Consider the following 15,815-nt stretch of genomic DNA (forward strand, 5'->3'; position numbering starts at 1 on the left):
GGGGGTTTCCTTGTTTCCTGCCCCGCCCTTCCGTGTTCGGCCGGGTGACCTTCGGGTCCGCCCCGACCATGCCGAGTCTCGGAACCGCATTGCACGCGGGGCCTCTTGAGGACGGTCCTGGCCGCCTCTAGCCTTCCTCTGCGCGGGGATCGCGCCGGCAGAGGGAGAACCGACATGGCCGTGGAACTGTCCGACGACGAAATTCGCGCGGCTGTGAAGCGGACGCTCAGGAAGCCGGGGGTCTCTGTCGCGTCGGCCCGGATCGAGCCGATCCACCGGAGCAGGTGCACGGTCCGCCGGCTGAACGAGTCGCGGCAGCCGGTCCCGCGCGACGACAACGTGAAGCCCGAGTACCTGGCTGGACTCCAGGTGTACGAGGGCGACTTGACGGACGTACGGATCGCCCCTCCCCTGGACGTACGGGACACCAGGACCGTACGCCTGCTGAAGCACGGCACCCTGAAGGACGTCAGGTGCCCCCACTGTCGCGGGAGCGCCCACGACAAGTGCCCCGATTGCGAAGGAAACCGCAAGGTCGACTGCCGGCGGCGGAACCGGTGCACGGACTGCGGCGGAGGCATGAACGCCTGCACCGCGTGCAACAACGGAGAGCGGGGCCGCTGGACAGCGGACGACGAAACCTCAGGGCCGCCGAGGCCGACGCCCCTCAAACGCCCCCGGGTGAAGTGCGAGCTGTGCCGGGAGCCCCACGCCGCATGCGCGCTCTGCCGGGGGCGGGGCGACACCAAGTGCACGCTCTGCAACGGAACGGGGAAGGCCGACTGCACCCGCTGCGAGGCCCGGGGAAGGGTCGACTGTCCGCACTGCGAGCGCCCCGGCCGCAAGAGCACCGGCCGCAAGGTCAGCTGGACGGAGGGGCACATCGTCAGGGCCGCCCCCAACACCCCGCAGAAGCCGTTGGAACTCCCGGACACGCCTCTTCGCGATCGCGTCCGGCGGGAGATCAGCAACTTCGGGTACTGGTCCCCCACCCCTTTGGACGGCCCCGACGCGCCACTGCCGCGCCTGTTGGACGAGCGCCACCGCACCGAACTGGACCGGTTCCGCGCGCCGCGGAAACCCGCCGCAGGGAAGACCGGAAAGCGGCCCGGGACGGAGCTTCTGCGCGAAGTGAAGCTCGAACAACTCCCCCTGTACCGGGTGACGTTGCCCGCGCTGGACAAGCGAGAGTTCTACGTCTTCGCGGGGACCGACGGCGCGAGGGCCGTGTCCGTCGCCACACCGAAGGAGCTGCGCAGGCGCTGGGCGGTGGCTCTCGCGGCCGTACTGGTGGCGCTGCTGGTGCTGACGCTCGTCGTGCGGTAGCCGCCCGCCGGAGCGGAGTCCGGTGGGCGGCTACCGCCTCCTACCGGCGCCGGTCAGGCCTTGCGGGCCACGGCTCCCCAGCCCGGGATCGGCTCGTCGCCCCCGACCGGGACCGGCTCGCCGAGCTCCGGGTGCCATTCGGCGGCCAGCGAGACGCCCGGCTCGACCAGCTCGTACGGGTCGAAGAAGCGGCTGACTTCCTCGCGCGAGCGGGGCTGGAGGGTGAGGCCGCGTGCCTTGTACATGGCGGCGGCCTTGTCCGCGCCCTCCGGGTCGAAGTCGCGGGCGACGTGCGAGAGGACCAGGTAACTGCCGTCGGCCAGACGGTCCATGAGGCTGCGCACGATCTCGTACGCGCCGTCCTCGTCGCCGACGAAGTGCAGCAGGGCGACGAGGGACAGGGCGATCGGCTGGTCGAAGTCGAGGACCTTGCCCGCGTGTTCGAGGATGGACTCGGGGTTGCGGGCGTCGGCCTGGATGTACTCGGTGGCGCCCTCGGGGGTGCTCCGCAGCAGGGCCTCGGCGTGGGCCAGGACGATGGGGTCGTTGTCGCAGTAGACGATGCGCGCGTCGGGGGCGGTGGCCTGCGCGATCTGGTGGAGGTTGGGCTCGGTGGGGATGCCGGTGCCGATGTCGAGGAACTGGCGTACGCCGTTCTCGGCGAGCCAGCGGGTGGCGCGGTGCATGAACGCGCGGTTGACCCGAGCCATTTCGCCGCCCCGGGCGTCCAGCTTGAGGAGTTCCCTGGCCATGGCCTCGTCGACCGGGTAGTTGTCCTTGCCGCCGAGGAACCAGTCGTACATCCGGGCCGGGTGCGGCTTGCTGGTGTCGATCTCGACGGATGCGGAGCTGCCGGTGGTGCGGTCCTGCCCGGTCATGGGGGTCTCCAGTGGTCAAGTGGCTTGCAGAGGAGGGTATATGAGGCCCAGTCAGGTGGGCGCCCGGTCAGGTGAGCAGAAAGTCCGCCTGGCCGGTCTTGGCTCCCTGGATGAAGGCGGCGATCTCGCCGGGGGTGTAGATGAGGGCGGGGCCGTCGGGGTCGGCTGACTGGCGGACCGCGACCCGGCCGTCCGCGAGTTTCATGGTCTCGACGCAGTTGCCGCCGTTGCCGCCGCTCCACGGCTTGGACCAGCCCTCGGTGGGGAGGTCGCCCGCGGGCATGCCGTTGTAGATGCGACGGGCCCCCCGGCGCTCGGCGCGCCGGTCGGTGCGCCGGTCCGTACGGGGGGTGCGAGGCGTGTGGGACATGGAAGGTTCAGAGCTCCTTGCGGAAATCCGCGAGGATCTCCTTGGTGCGTGGTGCGGTGGCGGCGTGGGCCGCCATGCGGTCCATGACTTCGAGGTGGGTGGCCACCTCGGGGCGCGAGTCGAGGTAGACGGCGCCGGTCAGGTACTCGCTGTAGACCATGTCGGGAAGTTCCGGCACGGCGAAGCGGAAGAGGACGGAGGGGCCGTAGGTGCCCGGGTGCGGGCCGTCGGCGAACTCCGCGATCTGGAGGGTGACATTGGGCAGCTCGGCGGCGTCCAGCAGCCTGTCCAGCTGGGCGCGCATGACGTCCGGGCCGCCGGCCTGGCGGCGCAGCACCGTCTCGTCCATGATCGCCCACAGGGTCGGGGCGTCGGGCCCGGCGAGCAGTGACTGCCGCTGCATGCGCAGCGCGACGTGCCGCTCCACGTCCTCGGGGCGGGTCTGGCCGATGGCTCCGGTGCGCATGACCGCACGCGCGTAGTCCTCGGTCTGGAGCAGCCCCGGCACGAAGTGCGGGTCGTAGGACCTGACCAGGGAGGCGGCGCCCTCCAGGCTCACGTACATGCTGAACCAGTCGGGCAGGATCGCGTGGAACCGCTGCCACCAGCCCGGCCGGTTGGCCTCCTGGGTGAGCTCCAGGAACGCGTCGCACTCGGTGTCGGTGCTGCCGTACGCCTTCAGCAGCAGATGTACGTAGGGGATCTTGAGGGTGACCTCGGCGGTCTCCATCCGGCGGACGGTGGCCGGGGCGACGTGCAGCACCTTCGCCGCCTGGTCGCGGGTCAGTCCTGCGCGCTCGCGCAGGTCCTGCAGCCGCTTGCCGAGCACGACCTGACCGACGGTCGGGGCGGACCGCGGTTCACTCATGGGAGACCTCCCCGTAACGCACCGTCACTGGTGGGCAGTTGTGCTCTACATGTGCTGTTGCGATGCAGTGTGCCACGCGTTCTTGATCTACGAAATGGCACTCTGGAAATTTCAGAGTGCCTCTTGCCAAGTGACGTGGACAGAGGGAGAGTTGATACGTGAACTGGTTCACGCGGCTGCCGCGCACCACACCGGGGGAGGCGGTGCGCGGCAGCCGCTCCCCCATGGTGAGGATGCGGTCGTGGTACCTGGCTCCACGCTCTTTCCCCAGGTCATGGGCCCAATTCAGGGGGCCCGTGTCCGAAGGTTCGGTTTTGCCCTGCCCGCATGTCCTGAGTCGGTCGGGCACGCACGCCATCTGACCGCCGACCGGCTGACGGCCTGGGGGCTGGGCGAGGACGTCGGGGACACCGCGGCGCTGGTCGTCTCGGAGCTGGTCACCAACGCGGTGATCCACACGGGCAGCGACCGGGTGCGCTGCGAGCTGGCCGACGGGGACGGCAGACTGCGGATTTCCGTACGGGACGAGGGGATCGGCCCGCAGGGCCCGCGGCTGCGCCGGTCGGCGGAGACCGAGGGGGAGCACGGGCGCGGTCTGCTGCTGGTGGACGCGCTGTGCGACACGTGGGGCTCCCAGGAGAACGGCCCCGGCTCGGGCTCCGGGCGCACGGTGTGGGCGGTACTCCCCCATGCAGTACTCCCCCATTCAGAGCTCCCCCAGGCAGGGCTCCCCCATGCGGAACCCCCCTGCCCGGGGCCCGGTGCCTCGTCCTGTCCCAGCGACGTCCCGGGCAGCGTGCCGGGATGAGCCACCGTCTCGCCGCCCGGCTGACCCGGGTGCGCCGTGCCGGGGGCGGCGGCCCCGCCCGGCTGCCGCTGCCGCCCTCCCTCGACCACACTCCGCTCGGCTGCGACGCGGTCGGGCTGCCGGCCCGGCACGGGCAGCGACTGCTGGCCCACCTGCCGATGGCCGGCTGTGTGTTCGCCGACGCGGACCACTGGTGGTGGATCGTCCCGTCGGGTTCCGACCTCGGGCTGCCGTGGCCCGAGCCCGCGCAGTACGCCGTGGGCGCCTGTGTCGCGGCTCGGCGCCCGCGCCTCGTCCACACCCCGGACGGCCCGGCCCCGTACACCCCGCCCATCCCCCTCTACCTGATGGTGTGCCGGCTGGCGGGTACCGTGCCGGTGTGGACGGACGGGCTGACGGCACCTGCCTGACCTGCCCGTCTCAGCTGTGCGGAGGCATCATCGCGCCATGAACTTCCCCTCTCCCCCCGGCCCGGACCCTGACGCCGGTACCGGTCCCGGCACTGTTCCGCCGGGCTCCTGCCACAGGTACGCGCCCGGCCACCACGTGCACTGGGACCAGGCCCGCCAGTGCCACGAGGATCCCGGCGAACTGCACGAGGTCCTGGTGTCGGCGGACGACGTGCAGGACGACGGCTGGGTGACGCTGCACGAGGCCGGGGACCGGTTCGGCCATTCCTTCCGCGCCTGGCACCACCGCGCCGGCCAGCTGCGTGCGAAACTCCGCGGGCACCGGGGCCCCGCGCTCTGGCAGCCGCGCTGGAACCTGCTGTGGTTCCCCGCCCCGGAGAGCCCCGCGAACACCCTGCTCTACCTGGCCCCGGACGGGCCCAGCAACTGCTGAGCAGGATGCTCGCGGACGTACGGCTTCCCGTGTCTCCCCGCGAGGCCGTCGTCGGGGTCGCTCAGGAGAGGACGGCCGGGACCTCCGCGATGGAGCGGCCCGCCCAGGCCGGGGCGTCCTCGGCGAGGGAGACGAGCCGCTCGCGGATGCGCTCGGGGAACGGGGCGGCGCGGCCCGCCGTCCGGTCGACGTGGAGGGCGAGGAGTTCGCTGGTGGCGACCGGCTCGGCCTCGGTCGGCAGAGTCCCGGGCGTCTCGCCCGACACCTCGGTGTCCACGACGAACAGCTCGTGCGCGAAGCGGACCTTCTTGGCGCCGGCGCCCAGGACCCGGGTACGGACGGCGAGCCTGGCCCCCTCCGGGACGTCGCTCAGGTACCGGATGTGCGCCTCGACCGTGTAGAGGGAGCAGCCGGTGCTCTCGCGGTAGCCCGCGTGGAGTCCGGTCTCGATCATCATCGCGTCGGTGGCGTACCCGAAGACGAGGACGTAGAAGGCCTCGCTCATGTGGCCGTTGTAGTCGATCCACTCGGGCCGGACGGTGTGGTGGACCAGCGGCAGGCAGTCGACGACGCCGTCCAGCTCGGTGGTGTCCGTCGCATCGGCCGTATCCGTCGCATCGGCCGTGTCCGTCTCGCTCACTTGGCTTCTCCCCGGGTGCGCTGCTGCGGGAGGCGGCCCGTCGCACGCAGTACGTCGATGACGCCCTGGTCACGTTCGGCGACGAGGTCGGCGATGGTGCGGCCGTCCGCGGCGTCGTCGCAGCCCGCCACCACGGCGTCGTACAGCTGCTTGTCGAGCTCGGGCGCTTCCAGGCGGGTCCACGGGGACTTCAGGGACGGGCCGAAGTGGTCGAGCATGTGGGCCATGCCACCCTCGCCGCCCGCGAGCGCGAAAGTGAGCATGGGGCCCATGAACGCCCAGCGCAGGCCGGGGCCCTCGGTGATCGAGTCGTCGATCTCGCGAACGGTGGCCTCGCCGCCTGCGACCATGTGCAGGGCCTCGCGCCACAGCGCTTCCTGGAGGCGGTTGGCGATGAAGCCGGGGACCTCGCGGTCCATGGTGATGACGGACTTGCCCGCGACCTCGTAGAAGCGCGACGACCAGGCGACCGCGTCCGCGGTGGTGCGCTCGCCGCCGACGACCTCGACGAGCGGGATCAGGTACGGCGGGTTGAACGGGTGGCCGACGACGAGCCGGCCGGGGTCGGCGGCCTCGGTCTGCATGTCGGTCATCGGGTAGCCGGAGGTGGAGGACGCGATGACGACGCCCGCGGGGGCGGCGGCGTCCAGTCGGCGCAGCAGGTCACGCTTGAGGTCGAGCTTCTCGGGCGCGCTCTCCTGGACGAACTGGGCGTCGGCGACGGCCTCTTCGAGAGTCGCGGTCACGGTCAGCCGGTCCGGCGAGGCACCCTCGGCGAGACCGAGCTGTACGAGCGCGGGCCAGGCGGCGTCGACGAGGCGGCGCAGCTTCTGCTCGGCGCCCGGGGCCGGGTCCCAGGCGGTGACGTCGTAGCCGCGGGCCAGGTAGTGGGCGACCCAGCCGCCGCCGATGACACCGGCGCCGACGCAGGCGACGCGGCGCACGTCCTCGGGGGCACAGGGCGGGAGGGCGGATATGGGAGAGGTCATGGTGGGGGGAACTCCTGGTGTGGTGGGGGGTGATGGAGGGTGGGGGGCTCGCGGGGGGGGGGCGCCCTCCAGGGGCGCGGGGAACTGCGCGGCCAGCCACCGACGACCCGCACGACGCACAACTCGGCCCAAGGTTCGGGTACGAGGCTCGCGGTCCGGTCGGCGTGGGGCGTGGGTCCCGGCCGGTCAGGCCCTCGGCTTCAGGCCGAGCTTGGCGCGGGCCTCGTCCGGGGTGGCGACCCGGGAGCCCAGCGACTCGGTGATCGTGACGGCGCGCTCGACGAGCTGGGCGTTGCTGACCTTGTTGCCCTTGCCGAGGTAGAGGTTGTCCTCCAGGCCGACGCGGACGTGCCCGCCGAGCAGGATGGACTGGGCGGCCCACGGCATCTGCATCCGGCCGAGCGCGAAGCTGGCGAACTGGGCCTTCTCGGGCAGCATGTTGACCATGGCCTGGAGCACGCCGGGGTCGGCGGGGGCGCCCCACGGAATGCCCATGCACAGCTGGAAGACGGTCGGGTCGTCGAGCAGGCCCTCGGCGAGGAGCTGCTTGGCGAACCACAGCTGGCCGGTGTCGAAGATCTCCAACTCCGGCCGTACGCCCAGCTCCTGAATGCGCCTGGCGCCCGCCCGCAGCATGTCGGGGGTGGAGACGTAGAGGTTGCTGCCGTCGCCGAAGTTGAGGGAGCCGCAGTCGAGGGTGCAGATGTCGGGGAGCAGTTCCTCGACGTGCGGGAGGCGGTCGAGGCCGCCGACGAGGTCGGTGCCGGGCAGCGGGAAGTCCTTCAGGGGCTGGTCCGGGTCGATGACCAGGTCGCCGCCCATGCCGGCGGTGAGGTTGATGACGACGTCGGTGCCGGTCTCCTTGATCCGCTCGACGACCTCGCGGTAGAGGCGCGGGTCGCGGGACGGGTCGCCGGTCTCGGGGTCGCGTACGTGGATGTGCACGACGGCGGCCCCTGCCCCGGCCGCCTCGACGGCGGACTTGGCTATCTGCTCGGGAGTGACGGGGACGTGCGGGCTCTTGCGCACGGTGTCGCCCGCGCCGGTGAGGGCGCAGGTGATGATGACGTCCTGGTTGACGGACATGGGTAACTCCTAGCGAGTGGAGGGGGGTTGGGGGGTGCCGGAGGAAGCAGCGGGCCTCAGGAAAGGAGCGTGGCGTCCACGTACGCGAGCAGCGCGGCGTGCATGTCGTCGGCGCCGGTGGCGCCCGCGACGGTTTCACCGGGCGTGGAGGCCAGGACCTGGCCGGCCAGTCCGTCGATGAGCGCGGTCAGCCGGAGGGCGGCCGCCTCCGGGTCGGTGCCGGTCCTGAAGGCACCCTGGTCGACTCCGCGTCGTACGACATCGGCGACGGTGTCCCGCCACTGCCGGTAGTAGTCGACGTGCAGACGTCCCACGGCAGTTGACCGTGCCGCCTCCGCCCACAGGTCGAGCCACACCCGCCACTGGCGGCGCTGCTGCTCGGTGTACGGGGTCTGGAGCTCGATGAGCTGGCGCAGTTCCTCGGCGGCGTCGGACACCTCGGCCGTACGGGCGGCGCGCCGCGCGGTGTCCTCGTCCATGCACCACCTGACGGCCGCTTCGAGGAGGTCGTCGCGGCCGGGGAAGTGGTAGTGGATGGCGGCGGTACTGGTGGCGCAGGCCTCGGCGATGTCGGCGACGCGCACCGCGTGGAAGCCGTGCTCGGCGATCAGCCGGACCGTCTCCCGCACGATCTGCAGCGGCCGCCCGCCGTCCGGGGCCGGGTTCGCGGCGGCGGCACGGGTACGTCGTACAGGTGCGATCGGCGGTGTACGGGACCCCAGCAGCCAGCCCGCGTCCACGCCTCCGGTGTCCGCGATCCGGGCCAGTTCCGCGGCGGTGAACCGGCGGGTACCGCCCAGCGAGCGGGACAGCTTCGACGGGTCCATCACGATCCGCCGGGCGAACTCCCGCTGGCTGACCCCGGCCGCCGCGATGACCTGCCGAACGCGGTCGGCGACGGCGGAGGGGGACTCGGGCGCCGGCTCCGCTGCTTCTTGCTGCATGGTGGGCCACCGTACCCACGGATTGAGGCAATCTCAACACGCGAACGCCGCCCACAGTGGAATTGCGCCTCTGACTGACCCATCAGTCACATTCGCAACGCAGAGTGTCCCGCATTGTTTGACGCAGCCTTCACACGGGGCTCTTGTGCCCGCCCCGCAACTCGGCAATCGTCCGGATCATGAAAGAGACGCCGACGCCGACTCCCGACACCCTCACTCCCCCGCCTCCGGCCGCCCGCCGCCCCGTGCGGCAGCTCCTCGCGGCCTCCGTGGGCAATGCGGTCGAGTGGTACGACTGGTACGCGTACACCTTCCTCGCCACGTACATCGCCGGACAGATCTTCCCCAAGAGCTCCGGCAGTCCGCTCGTCCCGCTGCTGTCCACGTTCGCGGTCTTCGCGGTCGGCTTCTTCATGCGGCCGGTCGGCGGGCTGCTGCTCGGCGCGGTGGCGGACCGGCGCGGGCGGCGGACCGCGCTGACCGTGACGATCCTGCTGATGGGCGGCAGCAGCCTGCTGGTCGGGCTGACCCCCACGTACGCGTCGATGGGCATCCTCGCCCCGATCGTGCTGGTGGTCGCGCGCCTGCTCCAAGGTCTGTCCGTGGGCGGTGAGTTCGCCGCTTCGACGACCTTCCTGGTCGAGTCGGCGGGGCCCGGCAGGCGCGGTCTGTTCTCCAGTTTCCAGTACGTGTCCACGACGGCCGGGCAGCTGGCCGCCTCGGGCATCGCCGCGCTCCTCGTGTCGAGCCTGAGCGACGGGCAGATGGACGGGTGGGGGTGGCGGGTCCCCTTCGTGCTCGGCGCACTGCTGAGCCTGGTGGGGTTCTGGATCCGGCGCGGGGCGCACGAGACGCACGCCCCGGCGGAGCGGGCGGAGCGCCCCGGCCTGTTCGACGCGCTGCGCACGTACCCCCGGCAGTCGCTGCTGATCTGCGGCATCACCGCGGGCGGCACCATCTCGTACTACACGTGGACGTCGTACCTGCCCACGTACGCGGAGCTGAACGCCGGCTTCGAGAAGTCGGACGCGCTGCTCGCGGGCACCATATCGCTCGCCTTCTTCGCCCTGCTCCAGCCGCTCGGCGGGCTGCTCTCGGACCGGATCGGGCGCCGTCCGCTGCTGCTGTTCTCCGGGCTCGGCTTCGCGCTGCTGATCGTGCCGCTGCTGAAGGTCGTCGACGGAGGGATCACCTTCGGGACCCTGGTGCTGGTGCAGTGCGCGGGAATGGTGCTGCTGACCGGGTTCACGTCGATCTCGGCGGCGGTCAACGCGGAGATCTTCCCCGCCAAGGTACGGGCGTCCGGCATCGGCTTCCCGTACTCGCTGACCGTGGCGCTCTTCGGCGGCACGGCCCCGTACATGGGCACGCTGTTCAAGGAGATGGGCAACCCGGGTCTGTTCGCCTGGTACGTGGCGGCGCTGTGTCTGGTGTCGTCGGCGGTGTTCTTCCGGCTGCCGGAGAACGCGCACAAGGAGCTGGAGAAGTAGCTCCGGTCAACTCCGCTTCCGGGGCGGGTGCTTGAGGGGCCGGTGCCTGAGGGGTGTTACTCGTCGCTCCTCAGGCACCCCAGTTCCCGCAGGGCCCGGTCGGCTGCCTTCACCAGGGCCGAGGCGCCGCAGTTGCGGGCGTGGTCGCGACCCTGCTCCAGCTCCGTACGGGAGCGGGCCGCGATGCCCAACTCGACGCGGGCGGCGGCGTATTCGTACTTGGACGGGGAGGCCTTGAGGCAGTTCACCGCCCGGCGCAGCAGCTCGACGGCGCGCGGGCCATCCGTCAGTGCGGCCTGGCAGCGCAGGGCCTCGCCGATCGCCGTGTACGTACCGAACCTTTCAGCCTTCTCGCGGGCGTACACGGCGAGTTCGCCGGCCCGGCCCGGGTCGTCGGGGGCGACCGCGCGGGCCAGGTCGAGGGCCCAGGGCGCGAGGACCGTGTTGTGCCTGCCGCGGGCCTTCAACGCCTCGCCCGCCGCTTCGAGTTCGGCCACGGCCTCCTTCGTACGGCCCTTGGCGAGCAGCAGCCTTCCCCGGACCGAGCGGGCGTCGGGGATGACGATCGTGGAGGGGTAGTCCGGGCCGAAGCCGAAGTCCTCGGCGGCCTGCCAGGCCTGTTCGACCAGGCCGCGGGCGAGGAGCGTGTCGATGAGCATGCACACGGCGTCCCAGTGCATGGGCAGCCCGTGCCCGACGCGCTCGGCGAGCCGCACGCTCTCGCGCAGGTCCTCCTCGGCGCGCACCAGGTTGCCCCGTCTGCGCTGGAGGTATCCGGTCAGGGCGTACGCGAAGGACAGGTGGCCACCGCTCCAGCCCGCTTCGGTGAAGGCCCGGCGGGCCTCGGTGAAGAGGCTGTCGGCCCGGTCCAGTCTGTCCGCGAACGCGTAGCTGAGCCCGAGGAGGGCGGCCGGTTCGAAGCCCCAGATGGTGTCCGTCCAGGTCAGTCCTGCGGGCAGGCTGCCGTTGACGAGGGCCAGGTCGCCGATGGCGACGACGGACTCCGCGTCCTCGCCGATGGCCGTCGCGTCGAAGGCGCGGAGCATCAGCAGGGCCTGCTCGGTGGTGTTGCCGCCGTCGACCTTGGCGGCGGCCTCGGCGAGGCGGCGGGAGCGGCCAGGGCCGTCCGTCTCGACCGCCAGTACGCCCTCCCACAGGAAGTGCACGGTCTGCAGGCGCATCCGGGTGGGTCCCGCCGGTGCGGCGGCGGCCGCCGCGGCGACCATCCGGCCGGCTTCGGCGATCTGGTTGTTGTGGGTGAGGGCCTGCGAGAGCAGGAACACGGCGTGCGCCTGCTGGGCCGAGTCGAGGCCGGGCTGGTCGAGGGCGGCTCTGAGGTGCTCGACGGTGGTGGCGGGGTCGCCGAGGTAGATGGCCTGGCCCAGTTCGTACCGCACCTGGGCGAGGACGGTGGGCAGCGGCGGCTCTTCGAGGGCCCGCTCCAGGCAGCGCCTGGCGGCGTCGGGCGCACCGACCGCGACGTACTCGCGGGCGGCGGCCCGCATCTGCTCGACCAGCTCGGGGTTCTCCTCCCTGGGCACGTCGATGAGGTGCCGGGAGGCGGCGGCCGCGCCGTGTCCCGCGTCGGCGAGGATTTCGGCGGCGACGCCGTGCATGGCCTTGCGGAGGTGCTTGGGGATGGCGTCGTAGACGGCGCCCGCGATCAACGGGTGGGCGAACTCCAGGTGTTCGTCCTCGCCGGCAAGGATGCGGGCGGTACGCAGCCGGTCGGCGGAGTCGGCCGCGTCGCCGAGCGAGATGGCCGCCAGTTTCGCCGCGAGCCGCAGCGAGACGTCGGTCCCCAGGATGGCGGCGGCGAACGCGAAGTGGGCGGTGGTGGTGCCCATCGCCATCAGCCGCTCGACGAGCCCGGGGCCGCGGGCGGACATGATCAGGTCGCGCAGCGAGCCCGCCGTGTCCTCCACCGGATCCAGTCCGCTGTCCTTGGCGCGGGCGAGCAGCTCCACCGTCTCGTACAGGTTGCCGCCGGTGACCGCCCACACCTCGCGGCAGAACGGGTCGTCGGCGTGCTGCCCGAGCTCGCTGCGGGCGAACTGGGCGGTGGCGGCGGGGGACAGCGCGTGCAGGGCGACGGCGCTGCCGGTGGCCCTGGCCGCGGTGTCGAGGTCGCGCAGCAGCTCCGCCGTGTCGCCGTCGGCCTCGTCGGTGCGGTAGGCGGCGACGAGCAGCACCGGCAGCCGGTTCCCGCGCTGGGCGTAACGCACCAGCCAGGTCAGCGTCTCCAGGTCGCTCCACTGGGCATCGTCGACGACCAGCACGAGCGGACGGTGCGCCTCGGCGAGCCCGCCGACCAGTACGTCCAGGCCGTCCCTGACGCCCTGCGGGTCGGCCTTCACCTCGCTGTTGGGCGGTGCGATGCCGAGGGCAGGGCCCGCGCTGCCGTACCGCTCACCGAGGAGGTCGCGGGCAGCGGCGTCCCCAGTGAGGGAGAGGGCGGGCTGCAGCAGCTGCCGCACGACGTGGAAGGGGACGGAGGTGACGGTCTCACCGCCGCGGGCGGCCCACACCGTGCAGCCCTGCTCGCGGGCGATCCGCTGGACCTCGCCGAGCAGGGCGGTCTTGCCGATGCCGGCGACTCCCCGGTAGACGAGAACGCCGCCGCGGGCGGGATCCGCACACAGGTCGCCGACGGCCCGCGCGGCAAAGCCGAGTTCGTCCTCGCGCTCCAGCAACGGCGGTACGGGGACCGGGTCTTCCGGCCGGGACACACCCATGCCATCCCCCTTGCGGTATCGGAGCTCCGAGCCTAGCCCGGTGGGCCGGACACTGACCAGACTCCTTGGTAATTCACCGGTACGGGTCCGCTCGGCTGATGCTCAGAGCGGGGCGGCCACGGAGGGGGCATGCCCCGCTGCCCAAGAGGGCTAGCGGGCTGAGGGGCAGGCATTTAGGGGCGCGGGGAACTGCGCGACCAGCCACGACGCACCCGCACGGAACAACCCCCGCCCGGACGGGCACCCACCGGCCCAAGAAGCTCACGGCTTGCGGGCCACCGCCGCGTACAGCGGGATCGGCGCCGCCGTGCGGGGCTCGTCTCCGGACGAGGCGAGCTCCGGATGCCAGTCCTCCAGGAGTACGAGACCGGGGGCCACCGGCACCAGGCCCTCGAAGAAGCGGGCGATCTCGGTGCGGTTGCGCGGAGCAAGGCTCACGCCCCCCGCCGCGTACATCTCGACGCCCCGCTGCACCCCCACCGGGTCGAGTTCCGGCGTGAGCTGGGAGAGGACCAGGTAGCTGCCGGACGGGAGGGCGTCGACGAGGTGCTTGACCAGTTCGTACGCACCGTCCTCGTCGGGGACGAAGTGCAGCAGGGCGACCAGGGACACGGCAACCGGGCGTGTGAGGTCGAGGGTGGCGGCCGCCAGGTCGAGGATGCGGCGGGGCGAGCGGACGTCGCACTGGAGGTAGTCGACCGAGCCCTCGGGGGTGCTGTGCAGCAGGGCCGCGGAGTGGGCGAGGACGACGGGGTCGTTGTCGGCGTAGACGACGCGGGTTTCCGGGGCGGTCGCCTGGGCGATCTGGTGGAGGTTGGGGGCGGTGGGGATGCCGCTGCCGATGTCGAGGAACTGGCGTATGCCCGCCTCGGCCGCCAGCCAGCCGGTGGCGCGGCGCATGAAGGCGCGGTTGCCGCGGGCCACGTGCTGGGCGCTCTGGTCCAGGGACATGATCTGCTTGCCGAGCGCTTCGTCGACGGGGTAGTTGTCCTTGCCGCCGAGGAACCAGTCGTAGACCCGGGCGGGGTGCGGCTTGCTGGTGTCGATGCGGGCACCGGCGGGGGCGCCGGTGGGCGGGAGGGCGGCGGGCTCGGTGCCGGTCATGTGCGGGGCTCTCCTTGGTCGGTGATCATGCGTGCCCGCCAACTCTCCTATCCCGTCACCCGGTTGTCAGCAGAACTCCCCCGTAGGAAACTCCGGCCACGACCACCCAGGCGCACAGCCCGAGCCCCGCGACGCGCCCGCCGGTGCGGGTCAGCGAGGGGAGGTGGACGGCGCTGCCGAGGCCGAACAGGGCGGCGGCGAGGAGGAGTTCCTGTGCGTGCTGCGCCAGGTCGAGCGCGCCGGTCGGCAGCCATCCGGTGCTGCGCAGCGCGACCATCGCGAGAAAGCCGACGACGAAGAGCGGGACGATCGGCGGGCGCTTCTGTCCGGCCGCCGCCGACGACTGCTTGCGTCGCTTGCGTACGGACAGGGCGACCGCCGCGACCAGCGGTGCGAGGAGTGCGACGCGCATCAGCTTGACGAGGACCGCCTCGCCGAGCGCGCCGGGGCCCGCGGTCTGCGCGGTGGCGACGACCTGCCCGACGTCGTGCACGCTCGCCCCGACCCACCGCCCGAACTCCGGGTCGCTGAGCCCCAACGGGCCGTGCAGCAGTGGGAGTACGGCGATGGCGAGCGTGCCGCACAGGGTGACGAGGGCCACCGAGGTCGCGGTGTCGCGCTCGTCGCTGTCGGTGGCCTCGGCGACCGCGCCGATCGCGGAGGCGCCGCAGATCGAGTAGCCGGTGGCGATGAGGAGGGGCTGGTCGCCCGGCAGCCCCATCTTCCGGCCGAGCCACCAGGTGCCGAAGAACGTCGCGGCGACCACCACGAGGACCATGGCGACCGTCGCCCAGCCGATGCCGAGTACGTCGTCGAGGCTGAGCTTGAGGCCCAGCAGGACGATGCCGACCCGCATCAGCCGTTTCCCGGCGAAGGTCAGCCCGGGACGCGCCGCACCCCGTACCAGCGGACGTGCGAACGGCAGGTGCGCGACGACGATGCCCAGGACCACGGCCACGGTCAGCATCGGCACGGCGGGCAGCAGCAGGTGTACGCACCAGGCGAAGGCGACGCCGCCCGCGGCGAGCGCCAGGCCCGGCACCTTGCGGGGCCCGGCGGGGGCGACGGACGGCGGGCGCGTGGGGCGTTGCAGCAGCGCCATCAGCGGTCGGCCGGGAGCGCGTACACGCGGCGGACGCTGGAGCCGATGCGGGATATGTCGGCGCCGTAGATGTGCAGGGATATCGCGAGGTCGGTGCAGGCGTTCCAGACCCGGTGGATGTCGCCGGGCGGGGCGAAGCCGCAGACCGCGCCCTGCGGGTTGACGACGTCCTCGGTGGCGACGAGTCGGGCGTCGGTGTGCTCGCCCGCGGGGACCAGCCGGTAGCGGCGCTCGCGCTCCTCACCGACGTGGACCCCGGTCGTACACCAGGAGACGTGGTCGTGGACGGAGGTCTCCTGGCCCGGCAGCCAGACGAGGGCGACGATCGAGAAGCTGCCGTCGCGCTCGGCGTGCAGGAGGTGCTGGCGGTAGCAGGTGGGGTCGGACTCCTGCTGCTCGGCGGTGAGCAGGTCGTCGGCGCCGAGGTGCGGGGCGAGGCGTTCGCCGACGAGGTAGGCGGTGAGGTCCGGCGGCAGTCCGCGGCCGACGGCCTCGCGCACCGAGGCGACGAGGGCGTCCAGGCGGGCGGTCGTGCGCGCGGCCGAGTAGGCGGTCGAAGTCGTGGTCATACGGGCAGCGTGGCGCCGTTCGACCCATCACGTCCAACGCCGGTTCCTAGGCCGTACCCCTCT

At 72.2% G+C, this 15,815-nt stretch carries 16 protein-coding genes; 5 read left to right on the forward strand and 11 right to left on the reverse strand.

Annotated elements, in window-relative coordinates; translation table 11 throughout:
* Positions 1-174 precede the first annotated feature (174 nt).
* Positions 175-1,326 (forward strand): hypothetical protein, encoded by a 1,152-nt coding sequence (locus AB0D18_RS08245; RefSeq protein WP_362414240.1) that lies wholly within the window; start codon positions 175-177, stop codon positions 1,324-1,326.
* Between the two features lie 53 nt (positions 1,327-1,379).
* On the opposite strand, the gene AB0D18_RS08250 is transcribed toward AB0D18_RS08245, so the two are convergent.
* From AB0D18_RS08250 to AB0D18_RS08260, 3 genes are all read right to left on the reverse strand, one after another.
* Complete coding sequence (locus AB0D18_RS08250; protein ID WP_362414241.1) at positions 1,380-2,204, reverse strand: SAM-dependent methyltransferase; 825 nt, start codon at positions 2,202-2,204, stop codon at positions 1,380-1,382.
* Positions 2,205-2,271: 67 nt separating this feature from the next.
* Positions 2,272-2,487, reverse strand: a complete 216-nt coding sequence (locus AB0D18_RS08255; protein ID WP_362414699.1) for a DUF397 domain-containing protein — start codon at positions 2,485-2,487, stop codon at positions 2,272-2,274.
* Positions 2,488-2,581: 94 nt separating this feature from the next.
* Positions 2,582-3,442 (reverse strand): helix-turn-helix transcriptional regulator, encoded by an 861-nt coding sequence (locus AB0D18_RS08260; RefSeq protein WP_362414243.1) that lies wholly within the window; start codon positions 3,440-3,442, stop codon positions 2,582-2,584.
* Between the two features lie 274 nt (positions 3,443-3,716).
* Between AB0D18_RS08260 and AB0D18_RS08265 the strand changes: the two genes are divergently transcribed.
* The 3 genes from AB0D18_RS08265 to AB0D18_RS08275 are packed head-to-tail and all read left to right on the forward strand — an operon-like array spanning position 3,717 to position 5,093.
* Positions 3,717-4,250, forward strand: coding sequence for an ATP-binding protein (locus tag AB0D18_RS08265; protein ID WP_362414245.1), 534 nt, complete (start codon positions 3,717-3,719; stop codon positions 4,248-4,250).
* Positions 4,247-4,660: a hypothetical protein gene (locus tag AB0D18_RS08270; protein ID WP_362414246.1), complete on the forward strand. Its 414-nt coding sequence runs from the start codon at positions 4,247-4,249 to the stop codon at positions 4,658-4,660. Before AB0D18_RS08265 ends, AB0D18_RS08270 begins: the two co-directional genes overlap by 4 nt.
* A 37-nt stretch (positions 4,661-4,697) precedes the next feature.
* Positions 4,698-5,093 (forward strand): hypothetical protein, encoded by a 396-nt coding sequence (locus tag AB0D18_RS08275; RefSeq protein ID WP_362414248.1) that lies wholly within the window; start codon positions 4,698-4,700, stop codon positions 5,091-5,093.
* Between the two features lie 61 nt (positions 5,094-5,154).
* Here AB0D18_RS08275 and AB0D18_RS08280 read toward each other — a convergent pair whose 3' ends face one another.
* From AB0D18_RS08280 to AB0D18_RS08295, 4 genes are all read right to left on the reverse strand, one after another.
* A complete protein-coding gene (locus tag AB0D18_RS08280) occupies positions 5,155-5,673 on the reverse strand; it encodes a thioesterase family protein (RefSeq protein ID WP_362414701.1) in 519 nt (172 codons plus the stop codon).
* Positions 5,674-5,729: 56 nt separating this feature from the next.
* Positions 5,730-6,722 (reverse strand): 3-hydroxyacyl-CoA dehydrogenase NAD-binding domain-containing protein, encoded by a 993-nt coding sequence (locus AB0D18_RS08285; protein WP_362414250.1) that lies wholly within the window; start codon positions 6,720-6,722, stop codon positions 5,730-5,732.
* Positions 6,723-6,908: 186 nt separating this feature from the next.
* Positions 6,909-7,808: a 3-keto-5-aminohexanoate cleavage protein gene (locus tag AB0D18_RS08290; protein WP_362414252.1), complete on the reverse strand. Its 900-nt coding sequence runs from the start codon at positions 7,806-7,808 to the stop codon at positions 6,909-6,911.
* 56 nt (positions 7,809-7,864) lie between these two features.
* Positions 7,865-8,752, reverse strand: a complete 888-nt coding sequence (locus AB0D18_RS08295) for a TetR/AcrR family transcriptional regulator (RefSeq protein ID WP_362414254.1) — start codon at positions 8,750-8,752, stop codon at positions 7,865-7,867.
* A gap of 179 nt (positions 8,753-8,931) precedes the next feature.
* Between AB0D18_RS08295 and AB0D18_RS08300 the strand changes: the two genes are divergently transcribed.
* Positions 8,932-10,242 (forward strand): MFS transporter, encoded by a 1,311-nt coding sequence (locus tag AB0D18_RS08300; RefSeq protein WP_362414256.1) that lies wholly within the window; start codon positions 8,932-8,934, stop codon positions 10,240-10,242.
* A gap of 56 nt (positions 10,243-10,298) precedes the next feature.
* On the opposite strand, the gene AB0D18_RS08305 is transcribed toward AB0D18_RS08300, so the two are convergent.
* The 4 genes from AB0D18_RS08305 to AB0D18_RS08320 all read right to left on the reverse strand — a co-directional run bounded on the left by AB0D18_RS08305 (position 10,299) and on the right by AB0D18_RS08320 (position 15,752).
* Positions 10,299-12,977: an AAA family ATPase gene (locus AB0D18_RS08305; RefSeq protein WP_362414258.1), complete on the reverse strand. Its 2,679-nt coding sequence runs from the start codon at positions 12,975-12,977 to the stop codon at positions 10,299-10,301.
* 261 nt (positions 12,978-13,238) lie between these two features.
* Positions 13,239-14,081: an SAM-dependent methyltransferase gene (locus tag AB0D18_RS08310; RefSeq protein ID WP_362414259.1), complete on the reverse strand. Its 843-nt coding sequence runs from the start codon at positions 14,079-14,081 to the stop codon at positions 13,239-13,241.
* Positions 14,082-14,136: 55 nt separating this feature from the next.
* Positions 14,137-15,183: a putative sulfate exporter family transporter gene (locus tag AB0D18_RS08315; protein WP_362414261.1), complete on the reverse strand. Its 1,047-nt coding sequence runs from the start codon at positions 15,181-15,183 to the stop codon at positions 14,137-14,139.
* On the reverse strand, positions 15,183-15,752 hold the full coding sequence (locus AB0D18_RS08320) for a cysteine dioxygenase family protein (protein WP_362414263.1): 570 nt from the start codon (positions 15,750-15,752) through the stop codon (positions 15,183-15,185). Before AB0D18_RS08320 ends, AB0D18_RS08315 begins: the two co-directional genes overlap by 1 nt.
* Positions 15,753-15,815: the final 63 nt, after the last annotated feature.

It is taken from the genome of Streptomyces sp. NPDC048442 (assembly GCF_040651475.1).
In the GTDB taxonomy this organism is placed as follows: Bacteria; Actinomycetota; Actinomycetes; order Streptomycetales; family Streptomycetaceae; genus Streptomyces.